15 protein-coding genes and 1 pseudogene are annotated in these 16,083 nt (G+C 65.4%); 14 read left to right on the forward strand and 2 right to left on the reverse strand.

What is annotated here, in order from left to right:
* The 7 genes from mhpB (at position 1) to ACOI7D_RS09795 (ending at position 6,697) form a co-directional block, all read left to right on the forward strand.
* On the forward strand, positions 1 to 945 hold the full coding sequence (gene mhpB, locus ACOI7D_RS09765; RefSeq protein ID WP_023290064.1) for a 2,3-dihydroxyphenylpropionate/2,3-dihydroxicinnamic acid 1,2-dioxygenase: 945 nt from the start codon (positions 1 to 3) through the stop codon (positions 943 to 945).
* A gap of 17 nt (positions 946 to 962) precedes the next feature.
* A complete protein-coding gene (gene mhpC, locus ACOI7D_RS09770; protein WP_048297720.1) occupies positions 963 to 1,829 on the forward strand; it encodes a 2-hydroxy-6-oxonona-2,4-dienedioate hydrolase in 867 nt (288 codons plus the stop codon).
* A 9-nt stretch (positions 1,830 to 1,838) separates the two neighbouring features.
* The gene (mhpD, locus tag ACOI7D_RS09775) at positions 1,839 to 2,645 is read left to right on the forward strand and encodes a 2-keto-4-pentenoate hydratase (RefSeq protein ID WP_023290062.1); all 807 of its coding nucleotides are present in this window, start codon (positions 1,839 to 1,841) and stop codon (positions 2,643 to 2,645) included.
* The gene (gene mhpF, locus ACOI7D_RS09780; RefSeq protein ID WP_023290061.1) at positions 2,638 to 3,588 is read left to right on the forward strand and encodes an acetaldehyde dehydrogenase; all 951 of its coding nucleotides are present in this window, start codon (positions 2,638 to 2,640) and stop codon (positions 3,586 to 3,588) included. The genes mhpD and mhpF overlap by 8 nt, the downstream gene beginning before the upstream one ends.
* Positions 3,585 to 4,601 (forward strand): 4-hydroxy-2-oxovalerate aldolase, encoded by a 1,017-nt coding sequence (gene mhpE, locus ACOI7D_RS09785; protein ID WP_032453226.1) that lies wholly within the window; start codon positions 3,585 to 3,587, stop codon positions 4,599 to 4,601. The genes mhpF and mhpE overlap by 4 nt, the downstream gene beginning before the upstream one ends.
* Before the next feature lie 71 nt (positions 4,602 to 4,672).
* Positions 4,673 to 5,869, forward strand: coding sequence for a 3-(3-hydroxy-phenyl)propionate transporter MhpT (gene mhpT, locus ACOI7D_RS09790; RefSeq protein WP_044523792.1), 1,197 nt, complete (start codon positions 4,673 to 4,675; stop codon positions 5,867 to 5,869).
* A 102-nt stretch (positions 5,870 to 5,971) separates the two neighbouring features.
* Positions 5,972 to 6,697: a polyphenol oxidase family protein gene (locus tag ACOI7D_RS09795; RefSeq protein WP_032453224.1), complete on the forward strand. Its 726-nt coding sequence runs from the start codon at positions 5,972 to 5,974 to the stop codon at positions 6,695 to 6,697.
* A gap of 12 nt (positions 6,698 to 6,709) precedes the next feature.
* Here ACOI7D_RS09795 and ACOI7D_RS09800 read toward each other — a convergent pair whose 3' ends face one another.
* Together ACOI7D_RS09800 and ACOI7D_RS09805 are read right to left on the reverse strand one after the other, a co-directional pair.
* Positions 6,710 to 8,290: a rhodanese homology domain-containing protein gene (locus ACOI7D_RS09800; protein ID WP_109547222.1), complete on the reverse strand. Its 1,581-nt coding sequence runs from the start codon at positions 8,288 to 8,290 to the stop codon at positions 6,710 to 6,712.
* A gap of 5 nt (positions 8,291 to 8,295) precedes the next feature.
* A complete protein-coding gene (locus ACOI7D_RS09805) occupies positions 8,296 to 8,898 on the reverse strand; it encodes a cysteine dioxygenase (RefSeq protein ID WP_032453221.1) in 603 nt (200 codons plus the stop codon).
* 106 nt (positions 8,899 to 9,004) lie between these two features.
* Between ACOI7D_RS09805 and ACOI7D_RS09810 the strand changes: the two genes are divergently transcribed.
* The 7 genes and pseudogenes from ACOI7D_RS09810 to ACOI7D_RS09840 all read left to right on the forward strand — a co-directional run bounded on the left by ACOI7D_RS09810 (position 9,005) and on the right by ACOI7D_RS09840 (position 16,048).
* Positions 9,005 to 9,898, forward strand: a complete 894-nt coding sequence (locus ACOI7D_RS09810) for a LysR family transcriptional regulator (RefSeq protein ID WP_060592568.1) — start codon at positions 9,005 to 9,007, stop codon at positions 9,896 to 9,898.
* A 144-nt stretch (positions 9,899 to 10,042) separates the two neighbouring features.
* Positions 10,043 to 11,138: pseudogene (locus tag ACOI7D_RS09815) on the forward strand (LLM class flavin-dependent oxidoreductase).
* Positions 11,125 to 12,276, forward strand: coding sequence for an acyl-CoA dehydrogenase family protein (locus ACOI7D_RS09820; RefSeq protein WP_060592570.1), 1,152 nt, complete (start codon positions 11,125 to 11,127; stop codon positions 12,274 to 12,276). Before ACOI7D_RS09815 ends, ACOI7D_RS09820 begins: the two are co-directional and overlap by 14 nt.
* Positions 12,277 to 12,281: 5 nt before the next feature.
* Entirely contained in the window at positions 12,282 to 13,256 is a 975-nt protein-coding gene (locus ACOI7D_RS09825) for an ABC transporter substrate-binding protein (RefSeq protein ID WP_023290055.1), read from the forward strand.
* Positions 13,253 to 14,290, forward strand: coding sequence for an ABC transporter substrate-binding protein (locus ACOI7D_RS09830; RefSeq protein ID WP_109547223.1), 1,038 nt, complete (start codon positions 13,253 to 13,255; stop codon positions 14,288 to 14,290). The genes ACOI7D_RS09825 and ACOI7D_RS09830 overlap by 4 nt, the downstream gene beginning before the upstream one ends.
* Positions 14,271 to 15,266 (forward strand): ABC transporter permease, encoded by a 996-nt coding sequence (locus tag ACOI7D_RS09835; protein WP_044523768.1) that lies wholly within the window; start codon positions 14,271 to 14,273, stop codon positions 15,264 to 15,266. The genes ACOI7D_RS09830 and ACOI7D_RS09835 overlap by 20 nt, the downstream gene beginning before the upstream one ends.
* On the forward strand, positions 15,260 to 16,048 hold the full coding sequence (locus tag ACOI7D_RS09840; RefSeq protein ID WP_109547224.1) for an ABC transporter ATP-binding protein: 789 nt from the start codon (positions 15,260 to 15,262) through the stop codon (positions 16,046 to 16,048). Before ACOI7D_RS09835 ends, ACOI7D_RS09840 begins: the two co-directional genes overlap by 7 nt.
* The last annotated feature ends 35 nt before the right edge of the window (positions 16,049 to 16,083 follow it).

Below are 16,083 nucleotides of genomic sequence, written 5' to 3' on the forward strand. Positions count from 1 at the left end.
ATGCATGCCTATTTACACTGTCTGTCGCACACCCCGCTGGTGGGATTCGTTGACCCGGAGCAGGCGGTCCTCGATGAGGTGAACGGGGTGATTGCCGACGCCCGGCGGCGGATCGCTGAATTCGATCCCGAGCTGGTGGTGCTCTTCGCCCCCGATCACTACAACGGTTTTTTCTATGACGTGATGCCGCCGTTCTGCCTGGGCGTCGGCGCCACCGCCATCGGCGACTTCGCCAGCGCCGCCGGCGACCTGCCGGTGCCCACCGAGCTGGCGGAAGCCTGCGCCCACGCCGTGATCAACAGCGGTATCGACCTGGCGGTGTCGTACAACATGCAGGTGGACCATGGCTTCGCCCAGCCGCTGGAGTTTTTGCTGGGTGGGCTGGATCGCCTGCCGGTGCTGCCGGTGTTTATTAACGGCGTCGCCGCGCCGCTGCCGGGGTTTCAACGCACCCGGCTGCTGGGCGAGGCGATGGGCCGCTTCCTCAACACCCTCAATAAGCGGGTGCTGATCCTCGGCTCTGGCGGGCTTTCGCACCAGCCGCCGGTGCCGGAGCTGGCGAAGGCGGACGCCCATCTGCGCGACCGCCTGCTCGGCAGCGGCAAACAGCTGCCGCCGGACGAACGCGAGCTGCGCCAGCAGCGGGTGATCAGCGCCGCCCGACGGTTTACCGAAGACCAGCGCTCGCTCCATCCCCTCAACCCGGTCTGGGACAACCGCTTTATGAGCCTGCTGGAGCAGGGGCGGCTGAGCGAACTGGACGCGATCGGCAACGACGAGCTGTCGGCGATGGCCGGCAAATCGACGCACGAAATTAAGACCTGGGTGGCCGCCTTTGCCGCGCTATCCGCTTTTGGCCGCTGGCGCAGCGAAGGCCGCTATTACCGGCCGATCCCCGAGTGGATCGCCGGATTCGGCTCGCTGAGCGCCACCACCGAGATTTGATTAACCGGGAGACTAACATGAGCTATCAACCGCAAACCGAAGACGCCACCAGCCGATTCCTCAACGTCGACGAGGGAGGCCGCACGCTGCGCATCCATATCAATGACTGCGGCGACGGGGAAGAGACCGTGGTGATGCTGCACGGCTCCGGGCCGGGGGCCACCGGCTGGGCCAACTTCAGCCGCAACATTGACCCGCTGGTCGAGGCGGGCTATCGCGTGCTGCTCCTGGACTGTCCGGGGTGGGGGAAGAGCGATTCGATTGTCAACAGCGGTTCGCGTTCGGATCTCAACGCCCGCATTTTGAAAAGCGTGGTCGATCAGCTGGGGATCGATAAAGTCCATCTGCTGGGCAACTCGATGGGCGGCCACAGCGCGGTGGCCTTCACCCTGAGCTGGCCGGAGCGGGTGGCGAAGCTGGTGCTGATGGGCGGGGGAACCGGCGGCATGAGCCTGTTCACGCCGATGCCGACGGAGGGCATCAAACTGCTGAACGCCCTGTACCGCGAGCCGACCATTGAAAACCTGAAGAAGATGATGAGCATTTTCGTCTTCGATACCCGTGACCTCACCGACGCGCTGTTCGAGGCGCGGCTGAACAATATGCTGTCGCGCCGCGACCATCTGGACAACTTCGTCAAGAGCCTCGAAGCCAACCCGAAACAATTCCCTGACTTTGGCCCGCGGCTCGGCGAGATCGCTGCGCAAACTCTCATCGTCTGGGGACGCAATGACCGCTTCGTGCCGATGGACGCCGGACTACGCCTGCTCGCCGGGATCGCCGGCTCTGAGCTGCACATTTACCGCGACTGCGGCCACTGGGCGCAGTGGGAACATGCCGACAGTTTTAATCAGCTGGTGCTCAATTTCCTCGCACGGGCTTAAGGAGTGATGATGACTATTTCTCTTGACGCGCTGGCGCAACAGTTGCGCGACGCCGAACGAACCGGCCAGGCGATCGCCCCGCTGCGCGATATCCTCGGCGTCGACAACGCCGACGCCGCCTACGCTATCCAGCGCCTGAACGTGCAGCACCACGTGGCCCATGGCCGACGGGTGGTGGGCCGCAAGGTGGGCCTGACCCATCCCAAAGTGCAGCAGCAGCTGGGGGTCAACCAGCCGGATTTCGGCACCCTGTTTGCCGACATGTGCTACGGCGACAACGCCGATGTGCCGTTTGGCCGCGTGCTGCAGCCCAAGGTGGAGGCCGAGATCGCCCTGGTGCTGAAACATGATCTACCCCATGCCGATACCACTTTTGATGAGCTGTATAACGCCATCGAATGGGTACTGCCGGCGCTGGAGGTGGTGGGCAGCCGCATTCGCGACTGGTCAATCGGCTTTGTCGACACCGTCGCCGATAACGCCTCCTGCGGCCTGTACGTCATCGGCGGCCCGGCGCAGCGACCGGCGGGTCTGGATCTGAAAGCGTGCGCCATGCAGATGACCCGCAACCAGGAGCTGGTCTCCAGCGGCCGGGGCAGCGAGTGCCTGGGGCATCCGCTGAACGCCGCGGTGTGGCTGGCGCGCAAGATGGCCAGCCTCGGCGAACCGCTGCGGGCGGGGGATATCGTGCTGACCGGGGCGTTAGGCCCGATGGTGGCGATTAACGAGGGGGACAGCTTTGTCGCCCATATTGAAGGTATTGGCTCAGTCGCGGCACGCTTCGTCGCCGCCGGAGAAGGACATCGTGATGCGTAAACGTAAAGTCGCCATTATCGGCTCCGGGAATATCGGCACCGATTTAATGATTAAAATTCTGCGCCACGGCCAGCAACTGGAGATGGCGGTGATGGTCGGCATCGATCCGCAGTCGGATGGCCTGGCCCGCGCCCGGCGCATGGGCGTCGCGACCACCCACGAAGGGGTGGGCGGCCTGATGCAGATGGCGGAGTTTGCCGATATCGACTTTGTCTTCGACGCCACCAGCGCCGGCGCGCACGTCAAAAACGATGCCGCGCTGCGCGAAGCGAAGCCAGGGATCCGCGTCATCGACCTGACGCCGGCGGCGATTGGCCCGTACTGCGTGCCGGTGGTCAACCTTGAGGCCAATCTCCACCAGGGCAACGTCAATATGGTGACCTGCGGCGGGCAGGCCACCATCCCGATGGTCGCCGCGGTCTCGCGGGTGGCGAAGGTGCATTACGCGGAGATCGTGGCCTCCATCGCCAGTCAATCCGCCGGGCCGGGGACGCGAGCGAATATTGACGAATTCACTGAAACCACCTCGCAGGCGATTGAAAAGGTCGGCGGCGCGGGCAAGGGCAAGGCGATTATCGTGCTGAACCCGGCGGAGCCGCCGCTGATGATGCGCGATACCGTGTATGTGCTGAGCGAGATGGCGTCCCAGGAGGTGATTGCCGCCTCGATCGCCGAGATGGCGGCGGCGGTGCAGGCTTACGTGCCTGGCTACCGGCTGAAGCAGCAGGTGCAGTTTGAGGTTATCCCCGAGGATAATCCGGTCAACCTGCCCGGCGTGGGCCGTTTTTCCGGACTGAAAACCGCGGTTTACCTCGAAGTGGAAGGGGCGGCGCACTATCTGCCGGCGTACGCCGGCAACCTCGATATTATGACCTCGGCGGCGCTGGCGACGGCGGAGAAAATGGCCGGGGCAATGAACAGCGCGGCGGGAGCGACAGCATGAACGGTAAAAAACTCTACATTTCGGATGTGACGCTGCGCGATGGTATGCATGCGATTCGTCACCAGTATTCCCTGGCGCAGGTGCAGCAGATTGCCGGCGCGCTGGATAAGGCGGGGGTGGACTCCATCGAAGTCGCCCACGGCGATGGGCTACAGGGATCGAGCTTCAACTACGGCTTTGGCGCCCACAGCGATATCGCCTGGATTGAAGCGGCGGCGGAGGCGGTCAGCCAGGCGAAAATCGCCACCTTGCTGCTGCCGGGCATCGGCACCCTGCACGACCTGAAAGCCGCGTATCAGGCCGGGGCGCGGGTGGTGCGGGTCGCCACCCACTGCAGCGAAGCGGACGTCGCGGCGCAGCATATTGCCTTTGCCCGCGAGCTGGGGATGGACACCGTCGGTTTTCTGATGATGAGCCATATGATCTCTCCGCAGGCGCTGGCGCAGCAGGCGCTGAAGATGGAATCCTATGGGGCGACCTGCATCTACGTGGTGGATTCCGGCGGGGCGATGAACATGAACGACATTCGCGACCGCTTCCGCGCGCTGAAGGCGGTGCTGAAGCCGGAGACCGCCACCGGGATGCATGCCCACCATAACCTGAGCCTCGGGGTGGCTAACTCTATCGCCGCGGTGGAAGAGGGCTGCGACCGGATCGACGCCAGCCTGGCCGGGATGGGGGCGGGGGCGGGCAATGCGCCGCTGGAGGTATTTATTGCCGCCGCCGACAAGCTCGGCTGGCGGCATGGCACCGACCTCTACGCGCTGATGAATGCCGCCGACGAGCTGGTGCGGCCGCTGCAGGACCGCCCGGTGCGCGTCGACCGCGAAACGCTGGCGCTGGGCTACGCCGGGGTCTACTCCAGCTTCCTGCGCCACAGCGAAGCGGCGGCGGCGCGCTATGGCCTCAGCGCGGTGGATATTCTCGTCGAGCTGGGCAAACGGCGGATGGTCGGCGGCCAGGAGGATATGATCGTCGACGTCGCGCTGGATCTGCTTAACCGCCAAAAATAACAACGGGCGGCTGACCATGCATCAGCCGCCCATCACCTGCTCCGTTTGTCCGGCTATCGCAAAGGTACCCTATGACCAAGATAACGACCGCAAACTCCTCGCGCCTGGTGGTCACCATCGGGCTCTGTTTTATGGTGGCCCTGATGGAGGGGCTGGATCTGCAGGCGGCGGGGATCGCCGCCGTGGGCATGGCGCAGGCCTTTGCGCTGGATAAAATGCAGATGGGCTGGATCTTCAGCGCCGGGATCCTCGGCCTGCTGCCCGGCGCGCTGGTGGGCGGCATGCTGGCGGACCGCCACGGGCGCAAACGCATCCTGCTGGGCTCGGTGCTGCTGTTTGGCCTGTTCTCGCTGGCCACCGCGGTGGCCTGGAGCTTCCCGACGCTGCTGCTGGCGCGCCTGCTCACCGGCGTCGGGCTGGGGGCGGCATTGCCGAACCTGATTGCCTTAACCTCGGAAGCCGCTGGTCCCCGTTTTCGCGGCCGGGCGGTGAGCCTGATGTACTGCGGGGTGCCCATTGGCGCCGCGCTGGCGGCGGCGCTGGGGTTCTTTGGCCTCGCCGCGGCCTGGCAGACCATCTTCTGGATTGGCGGCGTGGTTCCGCTGCTGCTGATCCCGCTGCTGATGCGCTGGCTGCCGGAATCGCAGGCGTTTCAACGCGTGGAGACCAGCGTGCCGCTGCGCACCCTGTTTGCCCCGGGGCATGCCGCCGCCACGCTGCTGCTGTGGCTGGGCTATTTCTTTACTCTGCTGGTGGTCTATATGCTGATCAACTGGCTGCCGATGCTGCTGGTAGGCCAGGGATTCAGCGCCAGCCAGGCGGCGGGAGTGATGTTCTCTCTGCAGATCGGCGCCGCCTGCGGCACCCTGCTGCTGGGGGCGCTGATGGATAAGCTTACTCCGCTGCGCATGTCGCTGCTGATATACAGCGGCATTCTGGCGTCGCTGCTGGCGCTGGGCAGCGCGTCGTCGCTGAGCGGGATGCTGCTGGCGGGGTTTGTCGCCGGGCTGTTCGCCACCGGCGGCCAGAGTGTGCTCTACGCGCTGGCGCCGCTCTTCTATCCCGCGGCGATCCGCGCCACCGGGGTCGGCACCGCCGTGGCGGTGGGACGCCTCGGGGCGATGAGCGGTCCGCTGCTGGCCGGCAAGATGCTGGCCCTCGGCACCGGCACCGTCGGGGTGATGGCGGCCTCAGCGCCGGGTATTGTGCTGGCCGGCGTGGCGGTGTTCTGGCTGATGCATCGCCAGCAGCGCGCGGCCATTGTCTGAAGCCTGTCCGGCGGTCCGGCGAAAAAATGCCGGGCCGCCGCCTTGCCTCTGCGCGTGCCCTGGCCTAAGGTAAGACATCATTCTCTGTCGCTTATCGTCTCTATGGCTTACCGCTCCCGCTTACTCGACGCTATCCCTGGCATCCGCCACGCGTTTCTCGACGTCCACGAAACCGCCGCCTTTCCCTATGCCGAAATGGCGCCGGTGAAGCTGGTCCATGGCAATGAGGTTCATCATTATCAGCAGCCGCTGCCGACGCGCCCGCATGCCGACGCGGTGTTTACCGCCGTCGCCGGGCAAAAGGTGGGGGTGGTAACCGCCGACTGCCTGCCGATACTGATCGCCTCGCGCGACGGTCGCTTCATCTGCAGCGTGCATGCCGGCTGGCAGGGGCTGGCCAGCGGCATTGTCGACAACAGTCTGGCGACTTTTCGCCAGCAGGGGGCGGCGCTGGCCGATCTGGTCATCGCCGTGGGGCCGCATATTCACCCTTGCTGTTACGAAGTCTCCGCCGGATTTTATCAGCAACTGCTGGACCAGCCCGGCGGTGACCGGGTGGCCCGGCACCGCCAGCGGCTGTTCCATTCCCGTTCTGGCCCGGTCAGCGATCCGCTCAAAGCCGCGGCGCGCGGCAGCGATAATCTGTGGTTTGATCTGCGTGCTTTCGCTGAGGCGATCTTCGCAGAGGCGGGGGTGGCGTCAACGAGCGTTGAATGGCTGGGGAGCTGCACCTATTGCACGCCGCAGTCGCTGGGCTCCTACCGGCGCCGGACCCATTTTCCGGCGCCGAAGAGCTTTCAATACTCGTGGATCATGCGTGAGGCCTGAGTCGCGCTGGCGTTAGATCACCCGAAAACCGTGGGTGCCGTCGCGGGCCAGCTGATCCACCAGGCCGTACTCCCACTCCAGATAGGCCTGCATGGCCTCTGCGGAATTATCGGTCCCTTCATAGGGACGGCGATAGCGGTCCCGGCGCTCGACAGCGAGGCCGGCGTCGCCATGGGCCAGCGGCAGACCGGCGGCGATCCATGCCAGCGTCCCGCCGCGCAATACCTGTACCGGCTTACCGGTTAAGGCTGCCACCTCGGGCACCGCGTAGCGGGCCAGCAGGCTGCTGCCGCAGGTCACCACGTAACGTTGAGCGGGAGGGATCGCTTCCAGGGCCTGGCGCAGCTGCGAGCGCGTCAGCCACCACGCGCCGGGGATATGGCGGGCGACAAAGTTGGCGCTGGTGGTGAAATCGAGCACCACCGTACCGGGGTCGTCCAGCTGTTGCGCCAGCTGCGCCGGGCTTATCTCCTCCGCCTGCGGGGCGGGGGGCACTTCGGCGGCTGGTACCCCGCGCTCGCTCAGCTGGCTGGCCGACAGGGCGTTCAGCCGCGCCGTCTCCCAGCCCATCTGCGCCAACCACGAGCCGGTTATCGCCGCCCGGACGCCATCGTCATCCAGCAGCACCATTCGCGCCCCTCGTACGCTGGCGAAGTGATCGGTCTCCTGCACCAGCTGGCCGCCTGGCGCGCTCAGGCAGCCAGGATAGTGGCCCGCCGCGTACTCCTCAGGGCTGCGCACATCAAACAGGAAGGTGGTGCGGTCGCTCTGCTGCAGCCAGCGTTGCAGGGTCGCCTCATCAATGACCGCCACCCCGGCCCGTTCGGCGAGATGCGCCACCTCGGCGGCCCGGGCGCCAGAGGCGCGGGCGGAGGGATCGTATTGCCGCTGCTGCTGGTGCGCCAGCGTCTGGCCGGCCAGCGTCCAGCCGATAGTGCCATTGCGCAGGGCATGGACCGGGTTCGGCACGCCGGCGTTGATCAGCGACTGGGTGCCGATGATGCTGCGGGTGCGTCCGGCGCAGTTGACGATCACCGGCGTTTGCGGGGAGGGCGTCAGGCTCTCCACCCGCAGGGCCAGCTCGCCGCCGGGCACGCTGATGCTGCCGGGGATGCTCATGGTCTGGTACTCGTCGAAGCGCCGGGCGTCGACGATCACCACCTCCTGCCGGCTGTCGATGAGCGCCTGAACCTCCCGGGCGCTGAGCGACGGCGTGTGACGCACGCTTTCCACCAGCTCGCCAAAGGCTTTACTGGCGGAGTTGACGTCCTGAAACAGCTCGCCGCCGCTGCGGCGCCAGCCGGCGAGACCCTCGGCCAGCAGGGCCACATCCTGATAGCCCCAGGTCCGCAGCCGTTCGGCGGCGATCTCCGCCAGCCCTTCGCCATTGTCGTAGACGGTGATCGGGGTGGTGAAGCGCGGTATCCGCCGGCGCACCTCCAGCTCCAGTTTGCTGAGCGGCAGATTGACGGCAAACAGCGGATGAGCGGTGGCGAAATCGGCCTCTTCACGGACGTCGATGAGCGCCAGTTCACGACGGTCGAGCAGCGCCTGGCGGATCCCGGCGGCCTGACGGTAAGCGTAAGTGGACATAATGGTTATCCTTGGTGTTCGCGGGAGGGATCCCAGATGTTGGGCACATGGCGGTTGGCGTAGCCGGAGATAAACGGTTTTTGCTGGCCTTCCGGGGTATACACCGCGCGCTTCACCGCGCCGATGTTGCCGCCGTAAACATGAATGCTGATGGAGACGCGGTCCGCCAGCGCATTGCTGACGCGATGAATATCGCCATCGTCAACGGAGACTTTCTCCACCTGACCTGCCTGCAGGAGCGTGGCGGCGCCCAGCGGCCGCGGTATGCCGTCTGCATCCAGCTGGTAGCGTTGATTCTCCTCCGCGCCGCGCAGCATACCAATGGCCCCCCATACCCGGTGGTCATGGATCGGCGTCGCCTGTCCCGGCCCCCAGACGAAGCTGACGATCGAGAAGCGCTCCCCGGAGTCGGCATGCAGCAGATACTGCTGGTAATGGTGCGGGTGCGGCAGGGTGTACTCTTCCGGCAGCCAGTCGTCGTGACGTACCAGCGCCGCCAGCCGTTGGGCCACGGCGTCAAGCAGCGGCGCGGTCTGGTGGTGTTCACGGTGCAGGCGATCAACCTCATGAATAAAATGGCGTAATTTTTCCAGTCGTGGTCCAGTCATGTGCGGTTCCTGTCAGAGGGACTGGTCAAAACGCTAACAGAGGCGTTAATATTATTTAAATGCAATTTACGCATATATTAATATGCAAATTACACATGAGGATCCTATGCGCATCGACGATATTGACGCTCTGCTGGCCACGGTGCAGTTTTCTTCCCTCAATCAGGCGGCGGACTATCTGGGGATCACCCAGTCGGCTATCACCCGGCGCCTGCAGCGTCTGGAGCAGGAGCTGAACGTCACGCTGTTGGCGCGTCAGACCCGCCCGCTGACCCTGACCGCCGCCGGTCAGCGGGTGTACGAGCAGTGCCTGAGCATTAAGCGCGAGACGAAAAAGCTCTACAGCCTGTTGGATCCGCAAGGCGAGCCGCGCGGCGCGCTGCGTCTCGGCGTACCGCAGAGTATCAGCGAGATCGCGCTGCCGGCGGCGCTGGCGGCGCTGAGCCAGCAGTTTCCCGCACTGTCCCCGCAGGTCGCCTGCGGCTGGAGCGGAGAGCTGCAACGCCGGCTGGAAAACGGCGAACTGGACGGCATGCTGGCGATGGGCCCCGCCCAGCAGACCCTCGCCGAGGGCTACAGCGGGCGGCTGCTGTGTCCCCTGGAGGTGGTGCCGATTGCCGCCCGGCGTCTGAAACTGCGGGCGTCGTCGCTGCGGGAGTGCGTCGAACACGGCTGGATCCTTAACCCCGACGGCTGTGGACTGCGCGCCGGGCTCATCCGCGAGCTGCAAAGCCAGGGTCTGCGCCTGAAGCTTAACGTCGAGAGCGCGGGCGCCCAGCTGCAGATGGCGCTGGTGGCGCAGGGACTGGGGCTGGGTCTGGTGCCGCGGGCGGCGCTGGCGGCCAGCCCGTGGCGGGACGAGCTCGAGGTCGTCAACCTCAGCGACTTTCAGCCTACGGTGTCGCTGTGGCTGATCCACGCCCGGTATCTGGCAAACCTGCAGTCGCCGCTGACCTTTTTCGCCAGCAAAGTGGTGCAGCAGCTGACAGTATCCGACTGAAAGCACTATGTATTTTTGTTTAATGCCAGTCTTGCATATTAAGATATGATAAAAATGCATTTTGTTCATTAACACACCCTGTATAGGGTAATGACCAGCGCCGCCGTCGCGGCCACTCCATTACCCTGACGCAAGGAGTTGTTCATGAGCATTCAGTTTCTCGGCATGATTGGCCATCGCCTCTCTTCCGAAACGATTGCCCCGGTGGGGCCGATCTTTGACCGCGACTATATCGTTCGCTTTGCGCAAACCCATGAAGCCGCCGGGTTCGATCGCCTGCTGGTGGGTCACTGGTCCGATCAACCCGACGGCTTTCTGGTGACCGCCCTGGCCGGACTGTCGACGCAGAAAATTCAGTACCTGCTGGCCCATCGCCCCGGTTTTGTCTCGCCGACCCTTGCCGCGCGCAAATTCGCCACCCTTGAGCATCTGCTGGGGGGCCGGCTGGCGGTGCATATCATCAGCGGCGGCAATGACGCCGAGCAGCGCCGGGACGGCGATTACCTCGACCACGACCAGCGCTATGCCCGCACCGACGCCTTCCTTGACGTCGTACGCCAGGTGTGGACCAGTGAGCAGCCGGTAGATATTCACAACGATTTTTATCAGGCCGAACAGGCCTGGTCAGCCATTCGTCCGCTGCAAAAGCCGCACCTTCCCATCTACTTCGGCGGTTCGTCGGAAGCGGCCATCGCTGTCGCCGGCAAACACGCCGACGTCTTCGCCCTGTGGGGCGAGTCGCTGGCGCAAACCGGCGAGACCATCCAGCGCGTGCGCGCCGAAGCGGCGAAACACCAGCGTGATATTGGCTTCAGCGTCTCGTTCCGGCCGATTATCGCCGACAGCGAAGCCGAGGCCTGGGAGAAAGCCGAGCATATCCTGCACGTCGCCACCGAGCAGGCGGCGCAGCGCGGGGGCGGGTTCAAGGCCAAACCGGACAGCATCGGCGCCCAGCGGCTGCGGGCCACCGCCGCGCAGGGCAGAGTGGTGGACAAACGCCTGTGGACCGGCATCGCCCAGCTGGTGGGCGGCGGGCATAACTCCACCGCGCTGGTAGGCACCCCGGAGCAGGTGGCCGATGCGCTGCTCGACTACTACGACCTCGGGGTGCGCAACTTCCTGATCCGCGGATTCGACCCGCTGAACGATGCGGCAGACTACGGCCGGGCGCTGCTGCCGATCGCTCGTGAAAAAGCCGCGCGGCGTGCGGTGGCGGAGCGCGCATCGTGATCCATCCTGAGCGCGACGACTGGGCGCAGCAGCTGACGGCGGTACGCCAACAGATGGCGGAGCAGGCGGCCAGTCTTGACGCCAGCGGCGACTTTCCCTGGCGCAATATCGACCCTCTGCGCGCGGGGGGCTGGTTAAGCCTCGCCGTGCCGCGTGCTTACGGCGGCGCGGGCGCCAGCCTGGCCCAGCTGCAGCAGGCCATCGCCGCCATCGCCTGGGGTGAGCCGGCGACGGCGCTGATCGTCTGCATGCAGTATCTGCACCATTTGCGGCTGGCGGAAAACGACGCCTGGCACGCGCCGCTGCGCCAGCAGGTTTTTCATGATGCCGTCGAACACGGCGGCCTGATCAACAGTCTGCGCGTTGAGCCGGATCTGGGCTCCCCGGCGCGCGGCGGCCTGCCGGACACCGTGGCGAGCCGCCGCGCGGACGGCTGGGACATCAACGGCCATAAAATCTATACCACCGGCATTGTAGGGCTGCGCTGGCTGGCGGTTTGGGCGAGAAGCGATGAGAACCCGCCGCGGGTGGGCACCTGGCTGGTGCCTGGCGACAGCCCGGGGATTAGCGTGGTGAAAAGCTGGGATCACGCCGGGATGCGGGCTACCGGCAGCCATGAGGTGATTTTTCGCCACGTGCGGGTGGCGGCAGAGCATGCGGTGGATGTCTGGCCGGTCGATGCGCCACCCGCCGCCCAGGCGGAACCGTTGCGCCTGTTCGCCAACCGACAGACGGCATTGCTGGCGGCGATCTATGACAGCATCGCCCGCGCCGCTCACGACTGGCTGGTGAGGTGGCTGGCGGGGCGGGTGCCCGCGGGTCTCGGCCATCCGCTTTCCCGCCTGCCGCGAGTGCAGGAGAAGGTCGGGCAGATCGCCGAACTGCTGTTGGTTAACCGCAGCCTGCTGGAGCAGGCCGCTGCGCTGCGCTTTTCCGCCATTGAGGCCAACCTGGCGAAAGTCACTATCACCGACAACGCCATTCAGGCGGTGAATATCGCGCTCGGGCTGACCGGCAATCATGGCCTCAGCCGACAAAACCCGCTGGAACGCCACTACCGCAATGTGCTCTGCGGCCGGGTGCATACCCCGCAGAGCGACAGCGCCTGGCTGGCAGCCGGCCACTTCGTCTTTCAATCACAAGGATAATCACGATGCGTCTATCATTCTCAGGCCGGGTGGCGGCAGCGCTGATGCTGCTGGCGCTGGGCGGTTACGCGACGGCGCAGGAGCGGCTTACCCTGCGCATCGCCGATCAAAAAGGCGGCATGCGTTCGCAGCTGGAGGCGGCCAACGCCCTGCAAAACCTCCCCTACGACATTAAGTGGGCCGAATTTCCGGCCGCCGCGCCGCTGGCGGAAGCCCTTAACGCTGGCGCGGTGGACGCGGGGATCATCGGCGATGCGCCGCTGCTCTTCGCCCTGGCTAACGGCGCGCCGGTAAAAGCGATCGCCGTGGACAAAAGCAACCCGGCGGGGACCGCGGTGCTGGTTTCTCCCGGCAGCGCGATAAAAACCGCAGCCGGGTTAAAAGGCAAGCGCATTGCCACCGGCAAAGGGTCGATTGGCCATTTCGTGGCGCTGAAAGCCCTCGAGCAGGCGGGCATCTCGCCGAAGGAGGTGCAGTGGGTGTTCCTCGGTCCGGTGGACGCCAAAGTGGCGCTGCTTAACGGTTCGGTGGACGCCTGGGCGACCTGGGAGCCCTACACCACCCAGATGGTGAAGACCAACGAGGGGCAGATCCTGGTGAGCGGCAAAGGGCTGCTGCCGGGGAATACCTTCCTTGCGGCAACGGATTCAGCGCTTAACGACCCGCAAAAGCGCGCCGCGCTGCAGGATTATCTCCAGCGCCTGGCCGGCGCCGAGCGCTGGGCCTACGCCAATCTCGACAGCTACGGCAAAACGCTGGGGGAGATCATCCGCTTCCCGGCGGAGATCGCCCGCGCGCAGTTTGCCAACCGCCAGTCGCAGTGGCAGTCGCTGGCGGAGGAAACGGTGACCCAGCAGCAGGCGACGGCGGACTTTTATCTCGCCAACGGCCTGATCCGCACCCGGCTGGACGTGAAGCCGACCTTTGACCCCAGCTTTAGCGTGCCCGCCGGGCCGGCCCACGCGGAGGTAACGCCATGACCCCGTCCGCTTTTTCCCGTCGTCGTTTTTTAAAGCTAAGCGGTGGCCTGGCGCTGGCCGGGGTTTCCCTGCCGCTGTGGGCTCACGATATGGCGGAGATGGCCAGCGGCGATGCTCATCCGGCGCTGCGCCTGCCGCAGCCGTACAAGATCAAGCTGGCGATCAACAAAAGCGCGGTTTGCCTCGCGCCGGTCGCCGTCGCCGAGCAGCAGAAGATTTTCAGTAAATATAACCTCGACGTTGAGTTGGTTAACTTCGGCAACTCCACCGATGTGCTGCTGGAGGCGATCGCCACCGGCAAGGCCGACGCCGGGGTGGGGATGGCGCTGCGCTGGCTGAAGGCGCTGGAGCAGGGCTTTGACGTCAAGCTCACCGGCGGGACCCATGGCGGCTGCCTGAACCTGCTGACGGCCAAAGCGTCGCCGTTCAACGGCCTTGAGAGCCTGAAAGGGCAAACCATCGGCGTCACCGACATGGCCGGGCCGGATAAAAACTTCTTCGCCATCCTGCTTAAGCGCCACGGTATCGATCCGATAAGCGACGTGCAGTGGAAAGTCTACCCGGCGGATCTGCTCAGCGTGGCGCTGGATAAGCGCGAGATCGCCGCCATCAGCGGCAGCGAGCCGTTCAGCTATCGGCTGCTGGAGACCGGCAAGTATCAGCTGATCGCCAGCAATATGACCGGGGACTATGCCAATCTGAGCTGCTGCGTGCTGGGGGTGAGCGGGAGCCTGGCGCGGGACCATAAACCGGCCGCCGCGGCGCTCACCCAGGCAATCCTTGAAGCGCACAGCTATGCCGCCGAACATCCGGAAAGCGTGGCGCAATCTTTCCTCGCCCATGCGCTCAACACCAGTGAAGCGGAGGTAAGCGGCATTCTGCACGGACAGGGGCACGGCCACCACGCGGTGGGGGAGGCGTTCGTGAAAGAGCTGACGCAGTATGCGGTCGACCTGCAGCGGGTGCAGGTGATCAAACCGGGCACCGATCCCCATCAGTTTGCGGAGAGTATCTATGCCAACGTATTCGCCTGAGCAGGCGCTGGCGCGCCCAACCGGCCGCGCGCCGCTGTGGGGAGAAGGGCTGCTGGCCGCCGCGCTGTGGCTGCTGGGCGGTCTGTTCACCCTGGCCTGGCCCGATGCCGGGCGGCGCTGGCCGTTTAGCGAGGGCTGGGCGCTGGCGCAGTTCGCCTTCGGCGGCGGCTTGCTGCTGCTGGCGCTGAGCTATCGCTACTGGCGAGCGCGCGGCGCGCGCGTGCTGCATGCCGGCAAGTGGCTGGCGCTGCTGCCGGTGCTGTTCGCTGCCTGGGAAGGGCTGACCGCCAAGAGCGGCGTGCTGCCGGTGCCGTTTTTCGCGCCGCCGCAGGCGCTGATCGAGGTGCTGCACGACGACTGGCCGCGTCTGCTCGACAGCCTGCTGCACTCCCTGGGGCTGCTGGGGCTTGGGGTGCTGCTCGGCACCAGCAGCGGGTTCGTCACCGGTCTGGCCATTGGCTGGTCGCAACGGATAGGCTACTGGGTCCATCCGGTGTTACGCCTGCTGGGGCCGGTGCCGTCCACCGCGCTGCTGCCGCTGTGCCTGTTTATCTTTCCGTCAAGCTTCGGCGCCAGCGTGTTTTTGATTGCGCTGAGCACCTGGTTCCCGGTCACGGTGCTGACCTGGTCCGGGGTTATCGGCATTGACAAGGCGTGGTACGACGTGGCGCGGACGCTCGGCGCCAGCCAGCGTTTCCTGATCCTGCGGGTAGCGATCCCCGCCGCGCTGCCGAACGTCTTTGTCGGCCTGTTTATGGGGCTTGGCGCGTCGTTTTCGGTGCTGATTGTGGCTGAAATGGTCGGGGTGAAGTCGGGGATCGGCTTCTACCTCCAGTGGGCCCAGGGCTGGGCGGCCTATCCCAATATGTACGCCGCGCTGCTGGTGATGGCCTTGCTGTGCTCCGGCCTGATCAGCGGATTATTTATGCTGCGCGATAAGCTGCTGAGTTGGCAGCGGGGAGGGATGCAATGGTAACCGCGACGTCAGGTTCGCAGACGATAGCGCGCGGCGCGGCGGTATCGATAAGCCATCTTCATCACGCGTTTACGCTCGGCAAACAGGCGGTGCCGGTGCTGGAGAATATCAGCCTGCAGCTGCGGCCAGGGGAAAGCGTGGCGCTGCTGGGCCCTTCCGGCTGCGGTAAATCCACCCTGCTGCGGCTGCTGGCCGGGCTGGAAGCCCCGCAGAACGGACAGATGCAGTTCGACGGCGCGCCGCTCGGCGCTCCGGGGCCGGAGCGCATACTGGTGTTTCAGGACCCGACGCTCTATCCCTGGCTGACGGTGCGGCAGAACGTGCTGCTGGGCCCGCAGGCGCAGGGCAAAAGAGGGCTGGAAGCAAAGGCCGACGCGCTGATTGACCGCATCGGTCTGCAGGCCTTCAGCGAAGCGTGGCCGAGGCAGCTGTCAGGGGGGATGGCGCAGCGCGCCGCGCTGGCGCGCGCGCTGTTGAACGAGCCGCGCCTGCTGCTGCTCGACGAGCCGCTGGGCAAGCTGGACTCGCTGACCCGCATCAGCATGCAGCGGGAGCTGATCGCCCTCTGGCAGCAGCAGGGGTATACCAGCCTGCTGGTGACCCACGATATCGAAGAGGCGCTGCTGCTGTGCGAGCGGGTGCTGGTGATGTCGCCGCGTCCGGGGCGGATTATCGCCGAGTTCGCGCTGCCGCTGGCCTTTCCCCGCCACCGCGATAACCCGCAGCTGCTGCTGCATCGTCAGGATATATTGCGCATCCTCGGCCAGGAGGAGGACTGGTAGGGTAAACGCATTCCCCGGTGGCGGCTGCGCCTTAC

The organism is Klebsiella sp. C360, assembly GCF_048822415.1.
GTDB classification, from domain to species: Bacteria; Pseudomonadota; Gammaproteobacteria; order Enterobacterales; family Enterobacteriaceae; genus Klebsiella; species Klebsiella quasipneumoniae.

Bases quoted from the DNA above. Each gene is read 5' to 3' on its own strand.
- mhpB (WP_023290064.1), top strand. From the start codon at position 1: ATGCATGCCTATTTACACTGTCTGTCGCACACCCCGCTGGTGGGATTC.
- mhpC (WP_048297720.1), top strand. From the start codon at position 963: ATGAGCTATCAACCGCAAACCGAAGACGCCACCAGCCGATTCCTCAAC.
- mhpD (WP_023290062.1), top strand. From the start codon at position 1,839: ATGACTATTTCTCTTGACGCGCTGGCGCAACAGTTGCGCGACGCCGAA.
- mhpF (WP_023290061.1), top strand. From the start codon at position 2,638: ATGCGTAAACGTAAAGTCGCCATTATCGGCTCCGGGAATATCGGCACC.
- mhpE (WP_032453226.1), top strand. From the start codon at position 3,585: ATGAACGGTAAAAAACTCTACATTTCGGATGTGACGCTGCGCGATGGT.
- mhpT (WP_044523792.1), top strand. From the start codon at position 4,673: ATGACCAAGATAACGACCGCAAACTCCTCGCGCCTGGTGGTCACCATC.
- ACOI7D_RS09795 (WP_032453224.1), top strand. From the start codon at position 5,972: ATGGCTTACCGCTCCCGCTTACTCGACGCTATCCCTGGCATCCGCCAC.
- ACOI7D_RS09800 (WP_109547222.1), bottom strand. From the start codon at position 8,290: ATGTCCACTTACGCTTACCGTCAGGCCGCCGGGATCCGCCAGGCGCTG.
- ACOI7D_RS09805 (WP_032453221.1), bottom strand. From the start codon at position 8,898: ATGACTGGACCACGACTGGAAAAATTACGCCATTTTATTCATGAGGTT.
- ACOI7D_RS09810 (WP_060592568.1), top strand. From the start codon at position 9,005: ATGCGCATCGACGATATTGACGCTCTGCTGGCCACGGTGCAGTTTTCT.
- ACOI7D_RS09825 (WP_023290055.1), top strand. From the start codon at position 12,282: ATGCGTCTATCATTCTCAGGCCGGGTGGCGGCAGCGCTGATGCTGCTG.
- ACOI7D_RS09830 (WP_109547223.1), top strand. From the start codon at position 13,253: ATGACCCCGTCCGCTTTTTCCCGTCGTCGTTTTTTAAAGCTAAGCGGT.
- ACOI7D_RS09835 (WP_044523768.1), top strand. From the start codon at position 14,271: ATGCCAACGTATTCGCCTGAGCAGGCGCTGGCGCGCCCAACCGGCCGC.
- ACOI7D_RS09840 (WP_109547224.1), top strand. From the start codon at position 15,260: ATGGTAACCGCGACGTCAGGTTCGCAGACGATAGCGCGCGGCGCGGCG.